The organism is Pandoraea soli, assembly GCF_902459595.1.
In the GTDB taxonomy this organism is placed as follows: Bacteria; Pseudomonadota; Gammaproteobacteria; order Burkholderiales; family Burkholderiaceae; genus Pandoraea; species Pandoraea cepalis.
Genome location: NZ_CABPSG010000016.1, coordinates 42,228 through 62,288 on the forward strand (window position 1 = coordinate 42,228; position 20,061 = coordinate 62,288).

The following is a 20,061-nucleotide window of genomic DNA, read 5'->3' on the forward strand; positions in this document are numbered from 1 at the left end:
AGAAACGTTACCAATTCATTTTTTGCAGAGGAAGTAACTCTCTATAATGTGCTATACGATTTTTTTATACATGCAGGGGGAGGTCCACCATGAACGTTCAGCAACTACGCTGCATTTGCGAGGTGGCCCGCCAGGATCTCAATGTTTCCAAAGCCGCCGAGACGTTGAATACGTCGCAACCTGGTGTAAGCACGCAGATCCGACAGTTGGAAGAGGAACTCGGCTTCGCAATCTTCGTCCGGCAGCGCAGCCGCCTCGTTGCGATCAGTAGTGATGGTGCACTGGTAATCGAGCGAGCCCAGCGCGCGTTGATGGAGATCGACGACATCCGACAACTTGGGCGGGCGCATCGCACCGATGAGAACGGGACTCTCGCCATTGCAGCGAGTCACACTCAGGCGCGCTTTCGTCTGCCCACGGTACTCAGCACATTCACTCGGGAATACCCGAAGGTGCAAATTACCATCCGGCCCGAGAGTGGCAAAGCAATTCTCGACGCGATCATAACCGGTCGCGCGGACATTGGCGTGCTCAGTACATTCGACTCGCTGCCCGTGGGTCTCGTGGCGCTTCCCTTCCACACGTACCGGCGGGTGTTGCTGGTTCCCGTCGGGCATGCACTCCTCGACGTGGCGCGACCTACCCTCGAAGACATCGCACGCTATCCGATCGTGGTTTTCGAGCCGTCGAACTCGCGCACGACACTGCTGCGCGAGCTTGATCGACTGCAGCTCAGGTCACCGACGCTGCTGCAGGGCACCAATGCAGACGTCGTCAAAGCGTATGTTGAACATGGACTCGGCGTTACCGTGTTACCCGACATCGCGTTCGATCCGCACCGTGATTTCGGCTTGCGCGCAATCAACGTCGATCATTTGTTCCCAGAGAGCACCACCTACCTCGTACTGAACAGCAAGCATTACCTGCGGCCATACACTTACGCGTTCATCACGATGCTCGCCCCTCAACTGTGCCGCGATATCGTTCAGAAGGCATGCACGCCGTCGAGCATATAAGCGTCATGACAAAGAAGGACAGCGCTCCTTCGCCATGTGATGGCTGGGATACAGGTCCTCGCCTGGCCTTCGCGTTACCACATCGACTCCCCCAGATCGGATCGACGGCTCGATAGCGAGCGGCTCGTCATCGCCGTCGCATTGCTGCATCACTCCCCCCTCAGAGATAAGTGTCGACATGTCGCGCGCTCACGCGTGAACAATTCGTCGCAGTTATGCAGCATAAGAAAAAATTAATTTCAAATCCGAAATTGACTTGGTAATTTTCGGCACGAGTTACTCAATACCCATCTGGCCAATGGCGATGAAATAGCGTTTGGCATTCGGCAAATCAGGCATTTTTGCATGTCAACGATGCTTGCTGATTCGTGTCGAATACCCTCACATCTACAGGGAATTGAATCTTGAGAAAAGAACTCCTTTTTGCGGGCATTCTGTCCGCAACGACATCGCTCGCCCATGCGCAAAGTGCAGTGACGCTTTATGGCCTCATCGACACCGGAATTACCTTCGTCAGCAATCAAGGGGGTTCGCACAATGTGCAGACGTCCGCGGGCAGCCTCAACGGCAACCGCTGGGGCTTGAAAGGTGTCGAAGATCTCGGCGGGGGATTGTCTGCGCTGTTCACAATAGAGAGCGGGTACGGCATTCTCGATGGCAAGCTAAAACAGGGTGGCAGACAATTCGGACGCCAAGCGTTCGTCGGTCTGGCGAGCACGCAATACGGCACCGTAACGGTAGGGCGGCAGACAAGCAACATCGTCGACTACCTCGGTCCGATGTCGCTTCCCGCTGGCTCCTGGTCCAATCACCCATACGACAACGACAATCTCAACAACTCTTTCCGCGTCAATAACTCTGTGAAGTATCAGAGCCCGACGTATGGCGGATTACGATTCGGCGGCATTTATGGCTTCTCGAACCAAGCAGGAGGTTTCAGCGCGAATCGCACGTGGAATCTTGGTGTGGATTACGCGTATGGATCGCTGAGATTTGCTACTTCGTATTTGTTCGTCAATCACGGCGGAACCTCCGTCAATCCCAGCGGCGCTGTGAGCGACGATGCTCCTTTTACTGCGGAACGTCAGCGCACCTATGGTGCCGGGCTCAATTACGCGTTCGGCAAGACGACCGTCGGCCTGGTGTTTACGCAAACGCGCCTTGACAACCCAGTCTCCATCAGCGGCTCGGCGTCTGGACGTTCCGGCAATCTCGCACTCGCGGGAAGCAGCGCGCGCTTCACGAACTACGAAGTCAACGTGCGTTACAACATAACACCAGCATGGCTGCTGCTTAGTTCGTACACGTTCACTGACGCAAATTTCAATGGTGTGTCGCCGAAGTTCAACCAAGTGAACGTCGAGCTGGATCATCTGCTGTCAAAGCGAACCGACGTCTATCTGCAGACCATCTATCAGCATGTCAGCGGCACCGGGCGATCTGGCATTACGGCCGACATCGACGGACTGACGGCGTCGTCCACAAACAATCAGACGGCCGTGACCGTCGGCCTTCGCCACCGGTTTTAATTGCATCGAAACGGGTAACCGGCGTCATGCCGGTACAAGCGCGCGAAAACAAGAATGGGCAGCCACATAGCGTCCATCAAAAATGCGCGTGGCGGCGCACGCTCGCAGGTCGCGTGCGCCATTCGCTCTCAGATGGCCCGGGGCGCCTCCGAACTAGGCGTTGGGACCTCCGCGCTTAGTCAGCAGATTATCCGTCTCGAGGCAGCACTTTCGGTCACGTCGCTGCCGCGGACAAAGGCAGGCGGGGCTCAACTCAGCGCACTCACGCATTCAATTCGGCGATGATGCGCTCCGCGAGAAAATCGCAGGGTTGTCGGTTGGACGTCACACTTCGCGCGAGCACGATCTCGAGCGTGCCGATCTCGGGCAGGCCATGCGCCGCTCCGAGCAACGTGAAATCGGACGGCACGGCACATCGCGCCAGCGGCGTAATGGCGAGGCCGGCTCGGGCCATCGTCAGCAGGCCCAGCAGGCTCGGACTCTCATACGACGTTCGATAGGCGATCTTTGCGCGCTCCAGACTCCGAATCGCCTTCTCGCGTGCCACGCTGCCCGGCAAGAACACCGCGATGGGCAGTGGCCGCTCTCGCCAAATGTCCGTCGCGCCCGGGGCGGCGGCCCATACCATCGGCTCGTGCCGCAAGAATTCGCCGGTCAGTCCTTTGACTCGCGTTGCACACACGAGGTCCACCGTGCCGTCGCGCAGCATCGGCGCCAGCGCAACGCTGGGCAGGCCAATCACCTGGATTTCGACCTTGGGGAAGCTCGCCGAGAATTTCTTGAGAATCGGCGGGAAGAGCGACGACGCGTAATCGTCCGGCACGCCGATCACCACGCGGCCCGTCACGTCCGGCCGCACAACCGCGGCCCAGGCCTCGTCGCGCAGCGCAATGATCCGTCGCGCGTATGCCAGCAGCACCTCGCCGTCCTGCGTCGGCACCACACTGCGCGGCTTACGCACGAAGAGCGCTTTGCCAAGCGCCGACTCCAGCGCCTTGATCTGCATGCTCACCGCCGATTGCGAGCGGTGAACCAGATCGGCCGCTCGGCTGATCGTGCCCGTATCGGCAACGGCAACGATCATGGTGAGCACGCCAACATCGAGGGCTTTCATCTCGGTACTCATGGGTATTGGCTCGCGTAGATGCATCAGAAAAACTGAAAGATTGCATCAATATTATGCGATTTTCTTTTCCATCGCATTGGCGCAAAGTTTGGGAAAACGGAGTCTTGACCATGAATGCCCACACGCCCCTGACGACGCTGGCCCTTGCCGGTGTGCAGCCGCAACCCAATTTTGCGGCCATTGCGTCAGGCGCCTCGGTGCCCTACGTGGAAGCCGGAAGCGGCGAGCCGATGGTCTTTGTGCACGGATCGTTGTGCGATTACCGCTACTGGGATCCTCAGCTTGCCGCGTTGTCGGCGCACTTCCACTGTTTCGCGCCGAGCCTGGGGCACTATTGGCCGGAAACGCACGCGTTCGGGCACGGCGACTTCAGTTGGGACGCGCACGTGATGGAAATGGCGGAGTTCATCAAGGCGTTGGGCCTTGGCGCCGTGCATCTGGTTGGCCACTCGCGTGGCGGCTGCGTGGCGTTTCATCTGGCCCGACAATACCCGCATCTGGTGAAGACGCTCACGCTGGCCGACCCCGGCGGTCCGTTGCAGATGACGCCGAACGCGGAGACCGGTAAATTGCCGCCCGCGACGCAATTGCTGAGAGCCACGGCCGCCGAGTTGATCGAGCAAGGCAAATTCGACGCCGGCCTGAACCTGTTTGTGGACTCGGTCACCATGCCGGGCTTCTGGAGCAAGAGCACCCAGAGCTTCCGCAGGATGGCGTTGGACAATGCGGTAACGCTGCCGAAGCAGTTGCGTGATCCACTGCCCGCCTATACCCCTGAAGCGGCCCGCGAAATCCAGTGCCGGACACTGTTGATCGATGGGCAGAAGAGCCCGCGCATGTTCCGGAACACCGTCGAGCGACTTCAGCAGTGGATCGGACACGCCGAGCGTCAAACCATCGCTGGCGCCTCGCACGGCATGAACATCGCTAACCCTGGCGCGTTTAATCGGGCGCTTGTGCAATTGGCGGGGTAGTGATCCCAAGCATAGCTATCAGCGGCATGCACGGCCGACAGGCCGGCTTGCTGAGCACCTGGTGTGCGTCGTGGCGGGGCTTCCCCGCGCTTAGAAAAGCGCCTTGGGCTAGATATCTCTGGACATAGATTGTGTGCGTTAATCCGCCCAGAGAATTCTTTCGCCGTTCCTCGTTATCCTCGCCTCGCGAATCCTCAATCGCGCCGCGGGCGTGTCCCCCATTGGCCAGCGGCGCGTTAATAAATTGTGAGCTTGTGCACCGGCAGAGGAATTCTCTGGGTCGCGCAGCGCACTCGCGGAGCAACGCGGTCAGACGCGCCTGCCTGATGAATCAGGCGGCTCGTCAACTGTCACGATGCTTGAGCGACGTCATACTGTGAGGACAGGTAACGCCGGATATCGTCAGGCGCATTGATGAAGCGTGTCCCGTTGTAATCCTGAACGGCGACGCCCCCGTCCTTCGGAGCCCGCCCTTCGCCAAGCACGATCACGGGAGCCGATTGGTTGTCTGCGCCGATCAGTTCGATGATCGCCTTGCGCGGGCGCGGCGCATCGATGTACTCCACATCAACCGACTCGCGCAGCTGGGGACAGAAACTCAACAAACCCTCGACAGATACCGAGTCGCCGCAATAGAACGGGCCCTCAGCCTCCTTGAAAAAGCCCGGACGAAGAATGAACAGTTTGTCTTTCATGGTTGTCTCGCTGTAGGTGGATGTAAAAAATTGCAGTCATGGGTGAAGCGATGCGCCCGCATGCCGTGTCACAAACGGAAGAATCGATACGCACATTCCCCGGCGCCCGAGCGGTATCGCGACAGTTCAGGCATCCATTTGTGTCAGGGTGGCGACGCGCAGCCTCTCGAATCCGGCCGCCAGGTCGGCAATCATGTCGTCGGGATCTTCGAGGCCTGCGTGAATCCGCAGCAGTGGCCCCTTCCACGGCCACGTTGTCGCCGTGCGATAGCTCGACGGGCTGGAACGAAGGATCAGGCTTTCGAAGCCGCCCCAGCTATAGCCCATGCCGAAACAGGTCATGCCATCGAGCATCGACCGAATCGATTCATCGGATTGCGGATGCAGCACGACGCCGAACAGGCCACACGCCCCCGTGAAGTCGCGTCGCCATAGGGCATGCCCAGGCGAGCCCGGTCGGGCGGGATAAAGGATCTCGGCGACTTCCGGTTGCTTTGCAAGCCACTCGGTCACCGCGTGCGCGTTGCGCTGGTGCCGCTCGAGCCGGACGGACAACGTGCGCAGGCCGCGCAACGCGAGATATGCGTCATCGCCGCTCACGGTCATGCCGAGCTGCCGGTAGAGATGGTTGATCTTCGGATACAGCGCTTCGGTTGTAAGAATCGCGCCCATCATCACGTCGGAGTGTCCGCTGATGTACTTGGTCGCTGCATGAATAGAGACGTCAACGCCGTGCTCGAACGAGCGGAAATGCAGCGGCGTGGCCCAAGTGTTGTCCATCATCACGATCGCGTCGTGCCGATGCGCGATCTGGCTGATCGCCGGGATGTCCTGTACCTCGAACGTCAGCGAGCCTGGCGACTCGACGAATACCGCACGCGTGTTCGGACGCATCAAAGCGTCAATGTTCGCGCCAATCGCTGGATCGTAGTACGTCGTCTCGATACCAAGGCGGGCGAGCGTCCCCGCACAGAACGAGCGGGTTGGATCATAGACCGAGTCCGTCATCAGCAGATGATCGCCGGGATTGAGCACGGCAAGCAGCGCCGTCGTGATTGCGCTGAGTCCGCTCGGCGTGAGCAGGGCGCGGTGCGCCCCTTCGAGGCGGGCGAGCGTGCGCTCGAGCGAGCGCGTAGTCGGGCTGCCACCGCGCCCATAAGCGTTCGGCGTACCGCTTGCCACCTTCAGCGCTTCGATGCTCTCAAAGAGCAACGTCGACTGCCGGTAGACGGGCGGATTCACCGGTGCGCCTAGTTGGCTGTGCGCGCGGCCTTCGTGGGCCAGGATTGTGTCGGTTGAGTGCTGGGTGTTCAAGGCGCCATCCTCTGTTCATCTGTTCGGTCGGGGAAAACGGCGTGGTGAAAGCGCATCGCCGCCACCGCTGCTCTTGAAGCCATGTTAATTGCGCGCAGACGGAAATTGTTTTTAAAAAATGTCGTCAATGTCGCTATGATTGGAAATTATTTCTAGATAGGGGACAACATGGACAAACGCGATGTTCAAATTCTCACGATGCTTCAGAAAGACGCGACGATTGGTCTGAATGACTTGGCCAAGGCAGTGAGCCTGTCGCCAACGCCATGCTGGCGTCGGCTGCAAAAGCTTCGCGATGAAGGTGTAATTCAGCAGCAGGTCGTGCTGTGCGATCCGGCAAAGCTGAATCTGGGACTGACCGCGTTTGTGACCGTACGCTCCAACCAGCATGGCGACGCGTGGACAAGGCGTTTCGTCGAAGGCGTGTGCTCGATTCCGGAGATCGTCGAGATCTATCGGATGAGCGGCGATGTGGATTACCTGCTGAAGGTTGTCGTGCCGGATATCGCCGGATATGACAGCGTCTACAAGCGGCTGATCAAGTGCGTCGAAATGATGGACGTGAGCTCGGCGTTCGCGATGGAGGTCATTAAACGGACGACCGCGCTTCCGCTCAGTTACGTTCCGGGGGCCTGACACGAACGCGCCGTCTGTCGATGTTTGTCGACAGACGGCGCCCCCCCCACGATGGCCGTGAGGCTGCCGGGTATGTGTCAAGAATACTGCGCGTCAGCCTGCTCGCAAGGCGTCGCGATAGGCGAACAGCGCTGGTGCGCCGCCGGTATGCAGGAACAGCACCGGATCGCTTCCGTCAAAACGGCCGCGCGCGATTCCGTCGATCAGGCCGGCCATTGCCTTGCCAGTGTAGACGGGGTCGAGTAGTAGTCCTTCCGTTTCGGCGAGCAGTCTGACCGCGTCGATGCAGGCATCGTTCGGTTCGCCGTAGCGTGGCGCGAAGTACTCGTCCCATAGATTGATACGCGTGTCGGGCGGCGTCTCGACGTCGAGCAATTCGCTCGTGCGCTCGATGAGATTTTGCACCTTCGGACGCTGTGCTGCGTCCGTGCGCGACACGGTGACACCGACCACGGGTGTCGCCGGAAGCGCATGCGCGAGCGCAACCGCGAGGCCCGCGTGCGTGCCGGCACTGCCAGACGCCAGCACGACGCTCGAGAACGTGAGCCCGGTTGCGGTTATCTGTTGCTCGAGTTCGAGACCTGCGCGCACGTAGCCGAGTGCGCCGAGCGCATTCGACCCTCCGATCGGAATCACGTACGGACGGCGACCTTCATCCCGCAGGCGCTGTGCCGTCGCTTCGAGCAGTCGGTCCGCGTCGTCGAGGCCGTCAACGTCGATGACGCGAACGCGAAACAGATCGAGCAGCAGGCGATTACCGCTGCGCAAGTAGTCGTCGCGATCGGTCCCGATCGGATTCTCCAATAGTGCGACGCAATCGAGGCCGAGCTGTGCGGCAAGCGCCGCGGTCTGCCTGACGTGGTTCGATTGGATGGCCCCGGCGGTCACCAACACATCGGCCTTCCGCCGGATCGCATCAGCCGCGAGAAACTCAAGCTTGCGCAGTTTGTTGCCGCCCATGGCGAGCGACGTGAAGTCATCGCGCTTGACGTAGATGTCGCGACCCAAGCGGGCTGAGAGACGCGATAGCCGCTGGAGAGGCGTTGCCGTTTCGATCAGGTTCAAGCGGGCAAAGGTATCGAGTCTGGCGGAAAGATTTGTCGTTTTCATACGGGGAACGGCACGGTGTGGGGGTGACGCGGGCTGGCGGCCGACGGCGTTCGGCGAGTCAATGCAGAATCTTGTCCAGAAAGTCCCGCGCCCGCTCGGCACGCGGCGTATTGAAGAACGCATCGCTCGTCGCATCTTCGACGATTACGCCGCGATCCATGAAGAGCACGCGGTGCGCGACCTTGCGGGCGAAGCCCATCTCGTGTGTGACGCATATCATCGTCATCCCGTCGCGTGCGAGCTCGACCATCACGTCGAGCACCTCGTTGATCATTTCCGGATCGAGTGCAGACGTCGGTTCATCGAACAGCATCGCCACCGGATTCATCGACAACGCGCGAGCAATTGCCACGCGCTGTTGTTGGCCACCCGACAGTTGGCCCGGGTATTTCTGCGCGTGTGCCTTAAGTCCGACGCGCTCTAGCAGCGATAGTCCGGTGCTGTGGGCCTCATCTCGCGACCGGCGCAGCACCTTGGTCTGGGCGAGCGTGAGATTGTCGAGCACGGACAGGTGCGGAAACAACTCGAAATGCTGAAACACCATGCCGACCCGCGCTCTCAGCTTCGACAGTTTGACCGCCGGATCGTCGAGACGCACACCGTCGACGGTGATGCAGCCCTTCTGGAATGGTTCGAGGCCATTGATGGTTTTGATGAGCGTCGACTTGCCCGACCCAGACGGGCCGCAGACGACGACAACTTCGCCTTTCGAGACCTCGGCGCTGCAATCTTCGAGGACCTGATGCTTGCCATACCACTTGGATACGCTGTCGAGAGAAATCATGTTCGAACTCTTAGTCATTGGCTGAACTTACGGATTCAGTGGCTTGAAGGTAGCGCGCAGCGCGCTTCGACCACGCCTTGCAGCCGGGCAAGCACCGTACTCAGTACCCAGTAAATCGCAGCGGCAGTCAAATAGAGCGGCAGCGGCTGGAACGTCGACGCGATGGCTTCCTGGGTCGAGCGCAGCAATTCCGTTACCGTGATGACCGAGACGAGCGACGTATCCTTGATCAGGCTGATGAGCGTATTGCCGAGGCTCGGCACGGCAAGGCGTAGCGCCTGCGGGCACACCACGTGGCGCAGCGTCTGCAGGTGGGTGAGGCCGAGGCTGTGCGACGCGGCCCACTGGCCGCGGCCGATCCCGAGGATCGCGCCACGCATGCTCTCGGACAGATAGGCGCCGGTATTGAGCGTTAGCGTAAGGATGCCGGCCGTGGTTGGGTCGAGCGAAATACCGATATCGGGAAGGCCGTAGTACACGACGAAAATCTGCACGAGCAGCGGCGTGCCGCGCATCAAGCTGACGTAGCCTTGTGCGATGCCGGACAAGGTCCGACTGTTACCGATCCGCATGATGGCGACCACGAGTCCTACGATCAATCCCAGCACCATCGAAGCGACGGCGAACTTCAACGTGAGTACAGCGCCCATCGCCATAACGGGGAGCATATGCACGATCAGATGGAAGGCATCCATGAATTTGTCTCCTGGCCATTGTTAGACGCATCTGCATGGCACGTGCAGATGCGCGTACATATCTGATGGGTTATTGCGGCGTCGGAGTCGATGTGTCGGTGCCGAACCACTGCATGGAAAGCTTCTTCAGCGTGCCATCCTGGCGCATCGTGCTGATTGCGTCGTTGACCGCTTTCGCAAATTTTGGATTGCCCTTGCGGAACGGAATGCCCATCTCAGTCTCGCCTCCGGGAATGCTTTCGCCTGGACGCAATGGCAGATGAGAATTCTTGATCAGGTATTTGATCATCAGGCGGTCGTTGAGCGCCGCGTCGATTCGACCGGCAGCCAGATCGCTGAGATTTTCGGGTGTACCCGGGTAGACCTGCAGATTGACCGCGCGATTGGTCTTCACGAGGTCGACGTAATTGCTACCCATCGTTACGCCGACTTTGAGACCTTTCAGGTCCTCAAGCGATTTGAACTGGCGCGTATCGTTTCGCCGCTGCAGGAGCGTTGCCGCCGAGTAGATGTACGGCTCACTGAAGTCGAGCACCTGCTTGCGAGCCGGGGTAATCCCGACCTGGTTGACAATCACATCGAACTTACCGGCCTGCAGACCAGCGAGTATCCCGCTCCATTCCGTCGTGATGAATTCGGGCTTGACGCCGAGGCGAGCCGCGACTGCCTTCGCCACCTCGACGTCGAATCCCTCAAGTTGCCCATCGTTGTTGCGGTAGTCGAAAGGTGGGTAGGTGCCTTCCATTGCGATCCGCAAGACGCCAGCATGCTTGACGGTATCGAGCAGATCGGTTGCATGGGCGGAGGTGGCCACGACGCAGCAGAGAAGCGTGGCGGCAAGCGCTGGCTTGAACCGCGACTTGAGTCCCTTCATTTTTGTCTCCGTTGATGTAGTTTGTTTAATTGTTCGGCGAGCGGCATTGCGTCAACAGCCGTGTTCGTGAGGAGCAGAGACACAGTCAAGCCGGCGCGGCGGTCAGTCCATTCGGCAATCGCAAATGTCGATCGACTGAAGACAAGCTTAATTCTGTCAAAATGGAAAGTGTTTCCAAAAACATGCGGACTTCGCGCGCTTCGTGAGGAATATTTTCTAGCGCCGGACAATGTTGCAAAACCCCTCTGCTGCGGTTGCAACGAAATGACGTCGGGTGTCACCGTTGAGCAGCGCTATCCGCCATGCGTACTTTCCCGGGTGCGCCAGCAAGTCTCTTGCCAATTTAACTAGATATCTAATATAGTTAGCAAAACTTGCTGATGAAGGCGACCAATCGCCGGGAGACATGACATGCTGACCCACCAAGAGAACGAATTGCTATGCCGCGTCGAGGGCGATGCCCCGATGGGCCAACTGATGCGCCGACACTGGACGCCGGTTTGCCTGATCGAAGAAGTCGCCGAGCCGGATGGCGCGCCGGTCAAAGCGCGCGTATTTGGCGAGGATCTCGTCGTATTCCGTGACTCGGAAGGCCGCGTTGGGGTGCTGGACGAGTACTGCCCGCACCGTCGCGCATCGCTCGTCTACGGCCGCAATGAAGACGCCGGCCTGCGCTGCCTGTATCACGGCTGGAAGTTCGACATCGGGGGCAACGTGCTCGAAATGGTGTCCGAGCCGGCAACGAGCTGCATGGCCAACAAGGTCAAGCACAAGGCCTACCCGGTGCGGGAATGGGGCGGCATGGTGTGGGCGTACATGGGCCCGCAGGACGCCATCCCCGACTTCCTGCCGCCGGCCTGGGCACCGACCGCTAATACCCGCGTAAGCATCGCGAAAGCACTGTTGCCGTGCAACTGGGCGCAGATCCTCGAAGGCGCGATCGACTCCGCACATAGCTCCAGCCTGCATTCGTCCGACTTCGTGCCGGCACGCGTCGGCGGCGCCGAGGCGACCGACAAGAACTGGCTGCGCCCCTCCACCGACAAGGCCCCGCGCCTGCAGGTCGAGCGTACCGACTACGGCTTCCGTTATGCCGCGCTGCGCCGCCCAATCTTCAACGCCGGCACGCACGACTACGTGCGCTCGACGGTGTTCGTGGCGCCGGGCACGGTGCTGATTCCGCCAAACAATCTCTACAACGTCGCGAACATCAACGTGCCGATGGACGATACGAACACGGCGTTCTACTTCATCGCCTGGGGCGATCCGGAGACGACACCGGAAACTGAAACCTGGCGCAAGTTCCTGCGTCAGCAGGTCGGCATCGATCTCGACCAGCACTATCGCTCGCTGCGCAATCACGACAACCGCTTCTGGCAGGACCGCCAGGCGATGAAGGCCGGCAATTTCACAGGCATTTCGGGCTTCCCCAACCAGGACATCGCCATGTGGGTCACGATGGGTCCAATCGCTGACCGCTCAGACGAGCGTCTTGGGGCAAGCGATCTCGCGATCGTCGAATTCCGGCGCCGCATGCTCGACGCCCTCGCTGAATTCGAGAAGGACGGCAACGCCATTGGCACCGGTGCGAAGGCGATTCCCCAGGACACATGCTCGTACCAAGCCGTCGTGCCGAAGGAAATCGACTGGCGCACGTATGCCGCGCGTTACGTCAGCAAGCGGAACCCGGAACTCGCCGACCAGCCGGCCGCGCTCGCAACGGACTACCAGGTCAAGCAATAACGGGAGGCACACGGTTATGGAGCAGCGCCGTTTGCGCATCGGGGTTGCAGGACTGGGGCGGGCATTCTCGCTGATGCTGCCGACCTTCCTGCGCGACCCCAGAGTCCAGCTCGTCGCTGCGTGCGATCCGCGTGACGAAGCGCGGCGGCAGTTCGCCGCCGACTTCTCGGCGCCCACCTATGCGGACGTGGCGGAGTTGGCGGATGACGATAACGTCGAGATCATCTACGTTGCGAGTCCGCACCAGTTCCACGCGCAGCACACGGAAATTGCCGCGGCAAAAGGCAAACACGTACTGGTCGAGAAACCCATGGCGCTCGGCGCTGCCGATTGCGACCGCATGATCGCCGCATGCCGTGCCGCAGGCGTGCATCTGATCGTCGGCCATTGCCACAGCTTCGATACACCGTACCTGCGCACGCGAGAGTTGATCCGTCTCGGCGAATTCGGCGCGGTGAAGATGATCCAGGCCATCAACTACACCGACTACCTGTACCGCCCACGCCGGCCCGAGGAGCTGGCGACGACTGAAGGCGGCGGCGCCGTCTTCAGCCAGGCGGCGCACCAGATCGACATCGTGCGCATGCTGGCCGGCTCACGCGCGACGCGTCTGCGCGCAAGCGTGGGACGGTGGGATCCGTCACGCCCGACCGAAGGTGCCTATTCGGCGATGATCTGGTTCGAAAACGGCGCCTATGCCGCGCTCTCATACAACGGGTACGGCCACTTCAACACCGAAGAGTGGAGCGGCTGGATCGGCGAAATGGGCGATCGTACGAGCCCGGACACGTACGGTAGCGCCCGCCGCCGTCTGAAGACGCTTGCGTCCTCGGATGACGAGGCCGACCTCAAAGCTGCCGGCACCTACGGCGGGTCGGCATACAAACCACCCACCGCCGCCGCGGACGAGCCACAACGATTCCATCAGCATTTCGGCCCGATCATCGTGTCGTGCGAGCATGCGGACCTGCGCCCGCTGCCCGATTCGATCGTCATCTACGGCGACGAACAGCGCCAAACGCTGCCGCTGCCTGCGCCCGCCGTGCCGCGCGCCGAGGTCATCGACGAGTTGTATGGCGCGGTCGTCGACGGACGCAGACCGCTGCACGATGGCGAATGGGCGAAAGGCACGCTGGAAATCTGCATCGCGATTCTGAAGTCGAGCGAAACGGGCGCAGATGTAACCCTTTGATCGCTCGAGGAAAGCGCAAGATCCCTTGTTACCCTCGTTTTGAACTGAGCCAAGTACAGTTAAAATGAGGGGTTTTTTATCGGCGCTTCCGGCAAGCCCGACAGTTGGAAAACTGGAAAGCTCAAAACGGCCCCGCGACTTCTGCGGGGCGTCTATGTGCGCCCGACTGCGCTATCCGGCGAACGCCGCAAAGCGCAACGAAAAATCGGTCGCCGCGACGTTCTTCGTCAGCTTGCCTAACGAAATTCGGTCCACGCCGGTCTCCGCAATGGCGCGCAGGGTGTCCTCCGTAACGCCACCCGACACTTCCAGCTCTGCGCGCCCCGCGGTGACATCCACGGCCTCGCGCATCGCGTCGAGCGAGAAATTGTCGAGCAGAATCGCGGTGGCGCCCGCGGCCAACGCTTCGTTTAACTCAGCGAGCGTTTCCACCTCGACCTGCACCGGTACGCCCGCCCCCAGAGCCTGCGCCGCCCGAATCGTGGAGGCAATGCCGCCCCCGGCCGCGATATGGTTTTCCTTGATCAGGATGCCGTCGTACAGTCCACGACGATGGTTTTCGCCACCGCCGATTCGCACCGCGTATTTTTGCGCGAGGCGCAAGCCCGGAAGCGTTTTTCTGGTGTCGAGGATGCGCGCCGCCATGCCCTCGACGATGCGCACCATCGCACTCGTCTCGGTGGCGACACCCGAAAGCAACTGAAGGAAGTTGAGCGCCGTGCGCTCGGCAACGAGCATGCCTCGGGCTGGACCGGTGATCCGGCAAACGATCTGCCCTTCGTGCATTCCTTCGCCTTCGCCGACAAACCACTCAATCGCAATACGCGGGTCCACCTGCCGGAGGGTTTCGTCAAACCACGGCCTGCCACACAGCCGTGCGGGCTCCCGCACGGTCAGGACAGCCTCGGCTGAGGCGTCGGGGTTGATCAGCTGCGACGTCCAGTCGGCGTTTCCGACATCTTCCGCAAGCGCATCGCGGACGTTGCGCAACATCGCCGCGCGGGTCATTTCATCCATTCCAGTATCCGTATTCTTGAGCGGGAAAGCAGCATGCAGTGGCCTGCCATCGTGCGTGGGCACGGTCACCAATATTATTAGATCTATAATAATATGGCCAGCTGGGAATGGTCTGAAGTGTCGCGCTGCGCGTCAATCGTGTTCGGACGCTTCGGCGCGTGCCGCGATGAGATTACCTACCTCGCGCGTCGACGGAATGCGACGCGACGGATCGTTAGACTCGGATTCGTCGCGTGCCATGTTCTCGATGATCGTCAGCAGAACCTTGCGCGCGACGTTAATCTCGGTCGCCTTTAAACCGTCAACACTGATCTCATTGACTTCTTCTGCAAGCGGAACGAGCTTTTTCTTGAGGTTCCGGCCGCGTGGCGTGAGGTAGACGTGCGTGTTCTTGCGGTTGCCGGGCGCATAACGGCGCTCGACATAACCGAGCTTTTCCATCGCCTGCACCGCGCTGAAGGTGGTGGGCGTCGTGGTTCCGGTCTCGTCGCTGAGTTCCTTTTGCGTGAGCCCGTCGTTGACCCAGAGAACGCGCAGGAAAGCCCAGTGGCCAAACGACACCTCATGTTGCGCGAGGCGCATTTGCAGTCCGCGCACCATCGCGCGGGCGGCATCCTTGATCAGGTGGGCGAGACGATCGTCGGGCACCGCCTCGCGCCAGTGCCGGAGAATGGGATCTGTGCTTTGTGCCCCGGATTTGCCAAGGGAGCGTGCTGTTGCCATACCTTCCTCATCCCGTAATAACCAAACATACGGCAATCATATCGCCGAATCCGGCGCATGAGTCACAGCAGACGGGTACGGCGGGAGTTCGCGCGCGGCCGCGACCGAACCAGCGGGGCGGGACCTCAGATCTTGAAACTCTCCAGACTTGCCGGGTGAAACAGTTCAGCGGGCTGCACGCGGCGGCTCGACAACCCTTCCGCATGGTGCTGGGCAAGGAAGCGGTCGATCACTTTCTCGTTCTCCGCGAAGCCGTACGACCAGAAATCGTGGCCCATCAGTCGTCGCGCGTTGCGCAACTGGTCCTCGATGAATGGCAGCGTCACCTTGGTTGCCGAGGTATCGCTCAGGCGTGCGAGCGCGATCTCCTTTGACTTCTCAAACGCCTTGACGACGGCGCCGGGCAGCCACGGATGCTGCTCCGTGAGCGACTTGCGAATGCCGAGCGTGTGCATGATCGGGAACAGCTTTCGACGCTCATACCATTCCGCGGCGGCCTTCTGCGGATCGTCGAACAGGTATTTCACCTGCGGATGTCCGCGGTCGAAGCACGACGGTGCGCGCGGTCCGATCACGCCGTCGATTTCCCCCTCGGCCAGCAAGTTCGAAATCGTCCGGCCCTCCGGCGCGTTCTCCAGCACCACGCCCTCGGGGAGCTTGAGTGCGATTTTCTCCACGCGCGTCGGATCCTCGTAGCCGCCGCGCACCCAGCGAATGTCCGAGGCGTTCACGCCGTACTCTTCCTCCAGGAACATTCGGACCCACACATTGGCCGTGAGTTGATACTCCGGCACACCGATGCGCTTGCCCTTGAGATCCTCGGGCCGGTTGATGCCGCGATCGGCGCGCACGTAGATCGAGCTGTGGCGGAACGCGCGCGACGGGAAGACCGGCACGGCGATGTACGGCGACGTGCCCGCCGCCGTCTTCACCGAGTAGCTGCTGAGCGATAGCTCGCAAATGTCATAGTCGGCATGGCGGAACGCACGGAAGAAAATCTCCTCCGGATCCTGCAACATAAACACCGGGTCCACGCCGTCGATCTGGACGTCGCCGTCGATCAGCGGCCGCATCCGGTCGTAGTTGCCCACGGCGATGGAAAGTTGAAGCTTGCTCATTCCTGTTCCCTTCTCACAATGAAAATTCCTGGTGTCGCACCCAGAGTCGCGCGTTACGGTGCTCGCCGCTCGCGCGGAACCCCCAGAAGCACGGCGATGCCGCCGACAAACGTAAACAATGCGACCAGCAGGATGCCCGCTGAAAAGCTGCCGCTCACGCTCTTCACCCAGCCGAGGACGATAGGCGCAAAGAAGGCGCCGACTTGCCCGAGGCTGCTGATCACACCAATACCGCCGGCGGCGGCCGTGCCTTTGAGGTACGTCGGCGGGATAGTCCAAATAATCGCTGCGGCCGCGAAATAGCTGATCGAGACGAGACTCAGGCATCCGATCGCAGCGAGCCAGTTATGCGTGACCAGGGTGAGGAGCACAGCGCCTGCCGCGCCTGCTGTCGTCACACTGACGAAGTGCCAGCGGCGCTCGAGGCGCAGGTCCGAGCTGCGCGCGATGAACAGCATGGCAATGGCGCCGACGATGTAGGGCAAGGCCGACATGAAGCCGATCTGCAACAGGTTGGAAACACCTGCCTGTTTGATGATCGTCGGCGTCCAGTAGTTAAGGATGGTCCCGCAAATGGGCACCGTGGCCCAGCCTGCGGCAATCACATACACGCGCGGGTCGCGCAGTGCGGCGAGCAGATTGCTCGGCGCGTCATGCGGCTTGCTGCGGCTTTCTTCCTCCAGGGCGCCGATGACGAGACGCTTTTGCTCATCGGTCAGCCATTTGGCCTCCTGCGGCCTGTCGATCAGGTAGAAATACGCAACGACACCTGCAATCACAGCGGGCAATCCTTCAAGGAAGAACAGCCACTGCCAGTTGCGAAAACCCCAGACGTCCATGAAGTTTTGCAGGATATAGCCGGAAAGCGGGCCGCCGACGATCCCCGCAACCGCAATCGCCAGCAAGAACCGCGACGTGATGCGAGCGCGGCGTTTGGCCGGATACCAGTAAGAGAGATAGAGGATGATCCCGGGCCAGAAGCCCGCTTCCGCCGCGCCGAGAAGCGTTCGGGCGAGGTAGAACTGCCACGGAGCGGTCATGAACGCCATCGCAGTGGAGATCCCCCCCCACAGCAGCATGATCCGCGTGACGGTCTTGCGGGCGCCGATGCGACGGAGCAAGAGCGTGCTCGGCACTTCCAGCAGGATGTAGCCAATGAAGAACAGACTCACCCCAAGGCCGTAAGCGGCGTCGCTCATACCGAGATCGTGCTTCAGCTGCAGTTGCGCGAAGCTGACGTTGACGCGGTCGAGATAGTTAAGGACCCAACAAACGAAAAGGAAGGTCATCAACCTCAGCGTGATCTTGCGGTAAGTCGCCTCCTCGGCCGCCGAGTCGGCGACGGCAGGCAGGGGTACGTCCCCTGAGTGCAACGTTGAATGTGCCATGTCTCAATGTCTCCGAATTTCATTTGTGATGCCGGCTGGAACAGGCGTTCCCTCATCACATAATTAGATTTCTAATTTTTAGGTTACGGCGACTTTTTGTCGCTGGCAAGCACGGGTTTATACCGAGAATAAGGTTACGAAGCGTCGCGCGTCTTGACTTGATAAATTAGAGATCTAGTAATAATATGCGATTTATGTTGAGGCAACGCAGCGCCGGATCGGCCAGAAGGAGACAGATATGACGACACCCCAGGAAGACGGCTTTCTTCGTCTGAAGATTACGGGCAAGGAGAAGATCGCCCGTGACATCTGGCGCTTTGATCTGACCGACCCGCAGGGCGCGCCGTTGCCGCCGTTCGAGGCGGGCGCGAACTTGACCGTTGTGGCGCCCAACAGTTTGCGACGCAGCTATTCGCTGTGCAACGACTCGCAGGAGCGCAATCGTTACGTCATCGCGGTGAAGCGTGACAGCAATGGACGCGGCGGCTCGATGAGCTTCGTCGACGACACGGCAGAGGGCGACTACGTGGATGTATCCCTGCCCCGCAATGAATTTCCGCTCGACGAGCGGGCAAAGTCATTCATTCTCGTCGCGGGCGGCATCGGGATTACGCCGATGCTGTCGATGGCGCGACAGTTGCGAACGGAGGGTCTGCGCTCGTTCAAGCTGTACTACCTCGCCCGCGATCCGGAAGGCACGGCGTTCATCGATGAACTCAGCAGCGATGAGTGGCGCTCGGACGTGACGATTCACCACGATCACGGCGACCCGTCGAAAGCGTTCGACTTCTGGCCTGTGTTCGAGCGGCCGAAGTCAGCGCATGTGTACTGCTGCGGCCCGCAGGCGCTGATGGACACCGTGCGGGACATGACGGGTCACTGGCCGTCGGGCACCGTTCACTTCGAGAGCTTCGGTGCGAGCAACGTGAATACGCGCGAGAACACGCCGTTCACCGTGCGGCTTGCCCGCACCGGTGCGTCGTTAGACATTCCCGCCAACCGCTCGATCCTCGACGTGTTGCGCGACGCGAACGTTCGTGTGCCGAGTTCGTGCGAAAGCGGCACCTGTGGTTCGTGCAGGACGGGGCTGTGCTCAGGCGAGGCGGATCATCGGGATCTCGTGTTGCGCGATGACGAAGAGGAAACGCAGATCATGGTCTGTGTATCGCGCGCGAAATCAGCGGAGCTGGTGCTCGATCTCTGAGCCGCAAGCGAAACCCATCCCTTGCGCATCATCGGGGCCGAGGTGATCTGCTCGGCGATATCTGGGCCAGAACAGAAGTGATTGAAACTTCTCGTCGCATTATCGCAACGACGTAATTGGCTGATGCGCAGTGATTACTTCGGCCAGCGCCAGTTCGGTTCGCTCAGGTGCTCGGCAAAGTAGTCTGACAACGCGCTCACCTTCGCCGGCCGCGCCCTCGCCGACGGCGTGACGAAGTACAGGCCGCCCTTCGTCAACGACCAGTCGGTGAGGATCGCCTCGAGCCGTCCGTCGCTCAGATATTCCCCCGCGATGAATTCCGGCAGCTCTGCGATGGCGAGCCCTTCCAGCAGCATCGGCAGAAGCGCATCGGAATTGGTCACCCGCAGCGGGCCGGTCGGCATCACCGGTTCCTCGTCGCCAGCGTCGTTAGTGAAGCGCCAGACATCGCTGCGCGCTCGATACGCATAGGACATGCAGGGCTGTAATGCCCCCATTTTCCACGGCCGCGAGAAGTAGAAACTAAGCGGCCATGGCCAGCCGCTGCTTCGGGGTAAAGCCGCCCAATGCCATATTTGGGCGCTCGTGATTGTAAGTCCACATCCAGTCGGCCGCTGCCTGCCGAACCTGCTCCAGGTCTTCCCACAGATATTGCGAGAGCCATTCGTATCGCGCGGTCCGATTGAACCGTTCGATGTACGCGTTCTGTTGCGGCTTGCCCGGCTCAATGTATTCCAGCCGTATACCTAGCTTCTGCGTCCAAGTCACGATGGCTGTGCTCAGGTATTCTGGGCCGTTGTCACAACGAATTACCTTCGGCTTGCCACGCCATTCCATGTGCTGCTCCAGCGTGCGAATCACCCGCTCGGACGGCAGCGAGAAATCCACCTCAATGCCCAGCGCCTCGCGGTTGAAATCATCAA

General features: G+C 60.5%; 19 protein-coding genes and 1 pseudogene. 7 read left to right on the forward strand and 13 right to left on the reverse strand.

What is annotated here, in order from left to right; genetic code table 11:
- The first annotated feature begins 89 nt into the window (after positions 1 to 89).
- On the forward strand, positions 90 to 1,016 hold the full coding sequence (locus tag PSO31014_RS19910) for a LysR substrate-binding domain-containing protein (RefSeq protein ID WP_150553198.1): 927 nt from the start codon (positions 90 to 92) through the stop codon (positions 1,014 to 1,016).
- A 404-nt stretch (positions 1,017 to 1,420) separates the two neighbouring features.
- On the forward strand, positions 1,421 to 2,545 hold the full coding sequence (locus tag PSO31014_RS19915; RefSeq protein WP_150553199.1) for a porin: 1,125 nt from the start codon (positions 1,421 to 1,423) through the stop codon (positions 2,543 to 2,545).
- Positions 2,546 to 2,807: 262 nt separating this feature from the next.
- Here PSO31014_RS19915 and PSO31014_RS19920 read toward each other — a convergent pair whose 3' ends face one another.
- Positions 2,808 to 3,659, reverse strand: coding sequence for a LysR substrate-binding domain-containing protein (locus PSO31014_RS19920; RefSeq protein WP_174976594.1), 852 nt, complete (start codon positions 3,657 to 3,659; stop codon positions 2,808 to 2,810).
- 122 nt (positions 3,660 to 3,781) lie between these two features.
- Here PSO31014_RS19920 and PSO31014_RS19925 point away from each other — a divergent pair, with 122 nt between their 5' ends.
- The gene (locus tag PSO31014_RS19925) at positions 3,782 to 4,645 is read left to right on the forward strand and encodes an alpha/beta fold hydrolase (RefSeq protein ID WP_150553201.1); all 864 of its coding nucleotides are present in this window, start codon (positions 3,782 to 3,784) and stop codon (positions 4,643 to 4,645) included.
- A gap of 350 nt (positions 4,646 to 4,995) precedes the next feature.
- Here the strand turns inward: PSO31014_RS19925 and PSO31014_RS19930 are convergent, their stop codons facing one another.
- Positions 4,996 to 5,340 carry a DUF3088 domain-containing protein gene (locus tag PSO31014_RS19930; RefSeq protein ID WP_150553202.1) on the reverse strand — a complete coding sequence of 115 codons (345 nt, stop codon included), beginning with the start codon at positions 5,338 to 5,340 and terminating at the stop codon, positions 4,996 to 4,998.
- A 126-nt stretch (positions 5,341 to 5,466) separates the two neighbouring features.
- Positions 5,467 to 6,654: a cystathionine beta-lyase gene (metC, locus tag PSO31014_RS19935; protein ID WP_150553203.1), complete on the reverse strand. Its 1,188-nt coding sequence runs from the start codon at positions 6,652 to 6,654 to the stop codon at positions 5,467 to 5,469.
- 168 nt (positions 6,655 to 6,822) lie between these two features.
- Between metC and PSO31014_RS19940 the strand changes: the two genes are divergently transcribed.
- Positions 6,823 to 7,290, forward strand: coding sequence for an Lrp/AsnC family transcriptional regulator (locus tag PSO31014_RS19940; protein ID WP_150553204.1), 468 nt, complete (start codon positions 6,823 to 6,825; stop codon positions 7,288 to 7,290).
- Positions 7,291 to 7,383: 93 nt separating this feature from the next.
- Here PSO31014_RS19940 and PSO31014_RS19945 read toward each other — a convergent pair whose 3' ends face one another.
- The 4 genes from PSO31014_RS19945 to PSO31014_RS19960 form a co-directional block, all read right to left on the reverse strand.
- The gene (locus PSO31014_RS19945; RefSeq protein ID WP_150553205.1) at positions 7,384 to 8,400 is read right to left on the reverse strand and encodes a D-cysteine desulfhydrase; all 1,017 of its coding nucleotides are present in this window, start codon (positions 8,398 to 8,400) and stop codon (positions 7,384 to 7,386) included.
- A gap of 58 nt (positions 8,401 to 8,458) precedes the next feature.
- A complete protein-coding gene (locus PSO31014_RS19950; RefSeq protein WP_150553206.1) occupies positions 8,459 to 9,184 on the reverse strand; it encodes an amino acid ABC transporter ATP-binding protein in 726 nt (241 codons plus the stop codon).
- Between the two features lie 35 nt (positions 9,185 to 9,219).
- The gene (locus PSO31014_RS19955) at positions 9,220 to 9,879 is read right to left on the reverse strand and encodes an amino acid ABC transporter permease (protein WP_017231447.1); all 660 of its coding nucleotides are present in this window, start codon (positions 9,877 to 9,879) and stop codon (positions 9,220 to 9,222) included.
- Positions 9,880 to 9,949: 70 nt separating this feature from the next.
- Positions 9,950 to 10,753, reverse strand: coding sequence for a transporter substrate-binding domain-containing protein (locus tag PSO31014_RS19960; protein WP_150553207.1), 804 nt, complete (start codon positions 10,751 to 10,753; stop codon positions 9,950 to 9,952).
- 411 nt (positions 10,754 to 11,164) lie between these two features.
- Between PSO31014_RS19960 and PSO31014_RS19965 the strand changes: the two genes are divergently transcribed.
- Together PSO31014_RS19965 and PSO31014_RS19970 are read left to right on the forward strand one after the other, a co-directional pair.
- The gene (locus PSO31014_RS19965) at positions 11,165 to 12,496 is read left to right on the forward strand and encodes a Rieske 2Fe-2S domain-containing protein (RefSeq protein ID WP_150553208.1); all 1,332 of its coding nucleotides are present in this window, start codon (positions 11,165 to 11,167) and stop codon (positions 12,494 to 12,496) included.
- A gap of 16 nt (positions 12,497 to 12,512) precedes the next feature.
- The gene (locus PSO31014_RS19970) at positions 12,513 to 13,688 is read left to right on the forward strand and encodes a Gfo/Idh/MocA family protein (protein ID WP_150553209.1); all 1,176 of its coding nucleotides are present in this window, start codon (positions 12,513 to 12,515) and stop codon (positions 13,686 to 13,688) included.
- A 171-nt stretch (positions 13,689 to 13,859) separates the two neighbouring features.
- Here PSO31014_RS19970 and nadC read toward each other — a convergent pair whose 3' ends face one another.
- From nadC to PSO31014_RS19990, 4 genes are all read right to left on the reverse strand, one after another.
- Positions 13,860 to 14,705 carry a carboxylating nicotinate-nucleotide diphosphorylase gene (nadC, locus tag PSO31014_RS19975; protein ID WP_150553210.1) on the reverse strand — a complete coding sequence of 282 codons (846 nt, stop codon included), beginning with the start codon at positions 14,703 to 14,705 and terminating at the stop codon, positions 13,860 to 13,862.
- A 132-nt stretch (positions 14,706 to 14,837) separates the two neighbouring features.
- The gene (locus PSO31014_RS19980) at positions 14,838 to 15,428 is read right to left on the reverse strand and encodes a MarR family winged helix-turn-helix transcriptional regulator (RefSeq protein ID WP_026131495.1); all 591 of its coding nucleotides are present in this window, start codon (positions 15,426 to 15,428) and stop codon (positions 14,838 to 14,840) included.
- A gap of 125 nt (positions 15,429 to 15,553) precedes the next feature.
- Positions 15,554 to 16,546 (reverse strand): PhnD/SsuA/transferrin family substrate-binding protein, encoded by a 993-nt coding sequence (locus PSO31014_RS19985; RefSeq protein ID WP_150553211.1) that lies wholly within the window; start codon positions 16,544 to 16,546, stop codon positions 15,554 to 15,556.
- A gap of 53 nt (positions 16,547 to 16,599) precedes the next feature.
- Positions 16,600 to 17,934, reverse strand: coding sequence for an MFS transporter (locus PSO31014_RS19990; RefSeq protein ID WP_150553212.1), 1,335 nt, complete (start codon positions 17,932 to 17,934; stop codon positions 16,600 to 16,602).
- A 238-nt stretch (positions 17,935 to 18,172) separates the two neighbouring features.
- On the opposite strand from PSO31014_RS19990, the gene PSO31014_RS19995 reads away from it, so the two are divergent.
- Positions 18,173 to 19,138 (forward strand): PDR/VanB family oxidoreductase, encoded by a 966-nt coding sequence (locus PSO31014_RS19995; protein WP_150553213.1) that lies wholly within the window; start codon positions 18,173 to 18,175, stop codon positions 19,136 to 19,138.
- A gap of 134 nt (positions 19,139 to 19,272) precedes the next feature.
- Here PSO31014_RS19995 and PSO31014_RS20000 read toward each other — a convergent pair.
- Together PSO31014_RS20000 and PSO31014_RS20005 are read right to left on the reverse strand one after the other, a co-directional pair.
- Positions 19,273 to 19,623: pseudogene (locus PSO31014_RS20000) on the reverse strand (LysR substrate-binding domain-containing protein); the annotation flags it as partial.
- A 37-nt stretch (positions 19,624 to 19,660) separates the two neighbouring features.
- Positions 19,661 to 20,061, reverse strand: a 401-nt coding sequence (locus PSO31014_RS20005) for an integrase core domain-containing protein (protein ID WP_150553214.1), incomplete at its 5' end; no start/stop codon positions are given.

Coding starts and splice junctions, on each gene's coding strand:
- PSO31014_RS19940 (WP_150553204.1), top strand. CDS start 6,823: ATGGACAAACGCGATGTTCAAATTCTCACGATGCTTCAGAAAGACGCG.
- PSO31014_RS19930 (WP_150553202.1), bottom strand. CDS start 5,340: ATGAAAGACAAACTGTTCATTCTTCGTCCGGGCTTTTTCAAGGAGGCT.
- PSO31014_RS19955 (WP_017231447.1), bottom strand. CDS start 9,879: ATGGATGCCTTCCATCTGATCGTGCATATGCTCCCCGTTATGGCGATG.
- PSO31014_RS19950 (WP_150553206.1), bottom strand. CDS start 9,184: ATGATTTCTCTCGACAGCGTATCCAAGTGGTATGGCAAGCATCAGGTC.
- PSO31014_RS19990 (WP_150553212.1), bottom strand. CDS start 17,934: ATGGCACATTCAACGTTGCACTCAGGGGACGTACCCCTGCCTGCCGTC.
- nadC (WP_150553210.1), bottom strand. CDS start 14,705: ATGGATGAAATGACCCGCGCGGCGATGTTGCGCAACGTCCGCGATGCG.
- PSO31014_RS19960 (WP_150553207.1), bottom strand. CDS start 10,753: ATGAAGGGACTCAAGTCGCGGTTCAAGCCAGCGCTTGCCGCCACGCTT.
- PSO31014_RS19945 (WP_150553205.1), bottom strand. CDS start 8,400: ATGAAAACGACAAATCTTTCCGCCAGACTCGATACCTTTGCCCGCTTG.
- PSO31014_RS19920 (WP_174976594.1), bottom strand. CDS start 3,659: ATGAAAGCCCTCGATGTTGGCGTGCTCACCATGATCGTTGCCGTTGCC.
- PSO31014_RS19970 (WP_150553209.1), top strand. CDS start 12,513: ATGGAGCAGCGCCGTTTGCGCATCGGGGTTGCAGGACTGGGGCGGGCA.
- PSO31014_RS19910 (WP_150553198.1), top strand. CDS start 90: ATGAACGTTCAGCAACTACGCTGCATTTGCGAGGTGGCCCGCCAGGAT.
- PSO31014_RS19965 (WP_150553208.1), top strand. CDS start 11,165: ATGCTGACCCACCAAGAGAACGAATTGCTATGCCGCGTCGAGGGCGAT.
- PSO31014_RS19980 (WP_026131495.1), bottom strand. CDS start 15,428: ATGGCAACAGCACGCTCCCTTGGCAAATCCGGGGCACAAAGCACAGAT.
- PSO31014_RS19995 (WP_150553213.1), top strand. CDS start 18,173: ATGACGACACCCCAGGAAGACGGCTTTCTTCGTCTGAAGATTACGGGC.
- PSO31014_RS19985 (WP_150553211.1), bottom strand. CDS start 16,546: ATGAGCAAGCTTCAACTTTCCATCGCCGTGGGCAACTACGACCGGATG.
- PSO31014_RS19925 (WP_150553201.1), top strand. CDS start 3,782: ATGAATGCCCACACGCCCCTGACGACGCTGGCCCTTGCCGGTGTGCAG.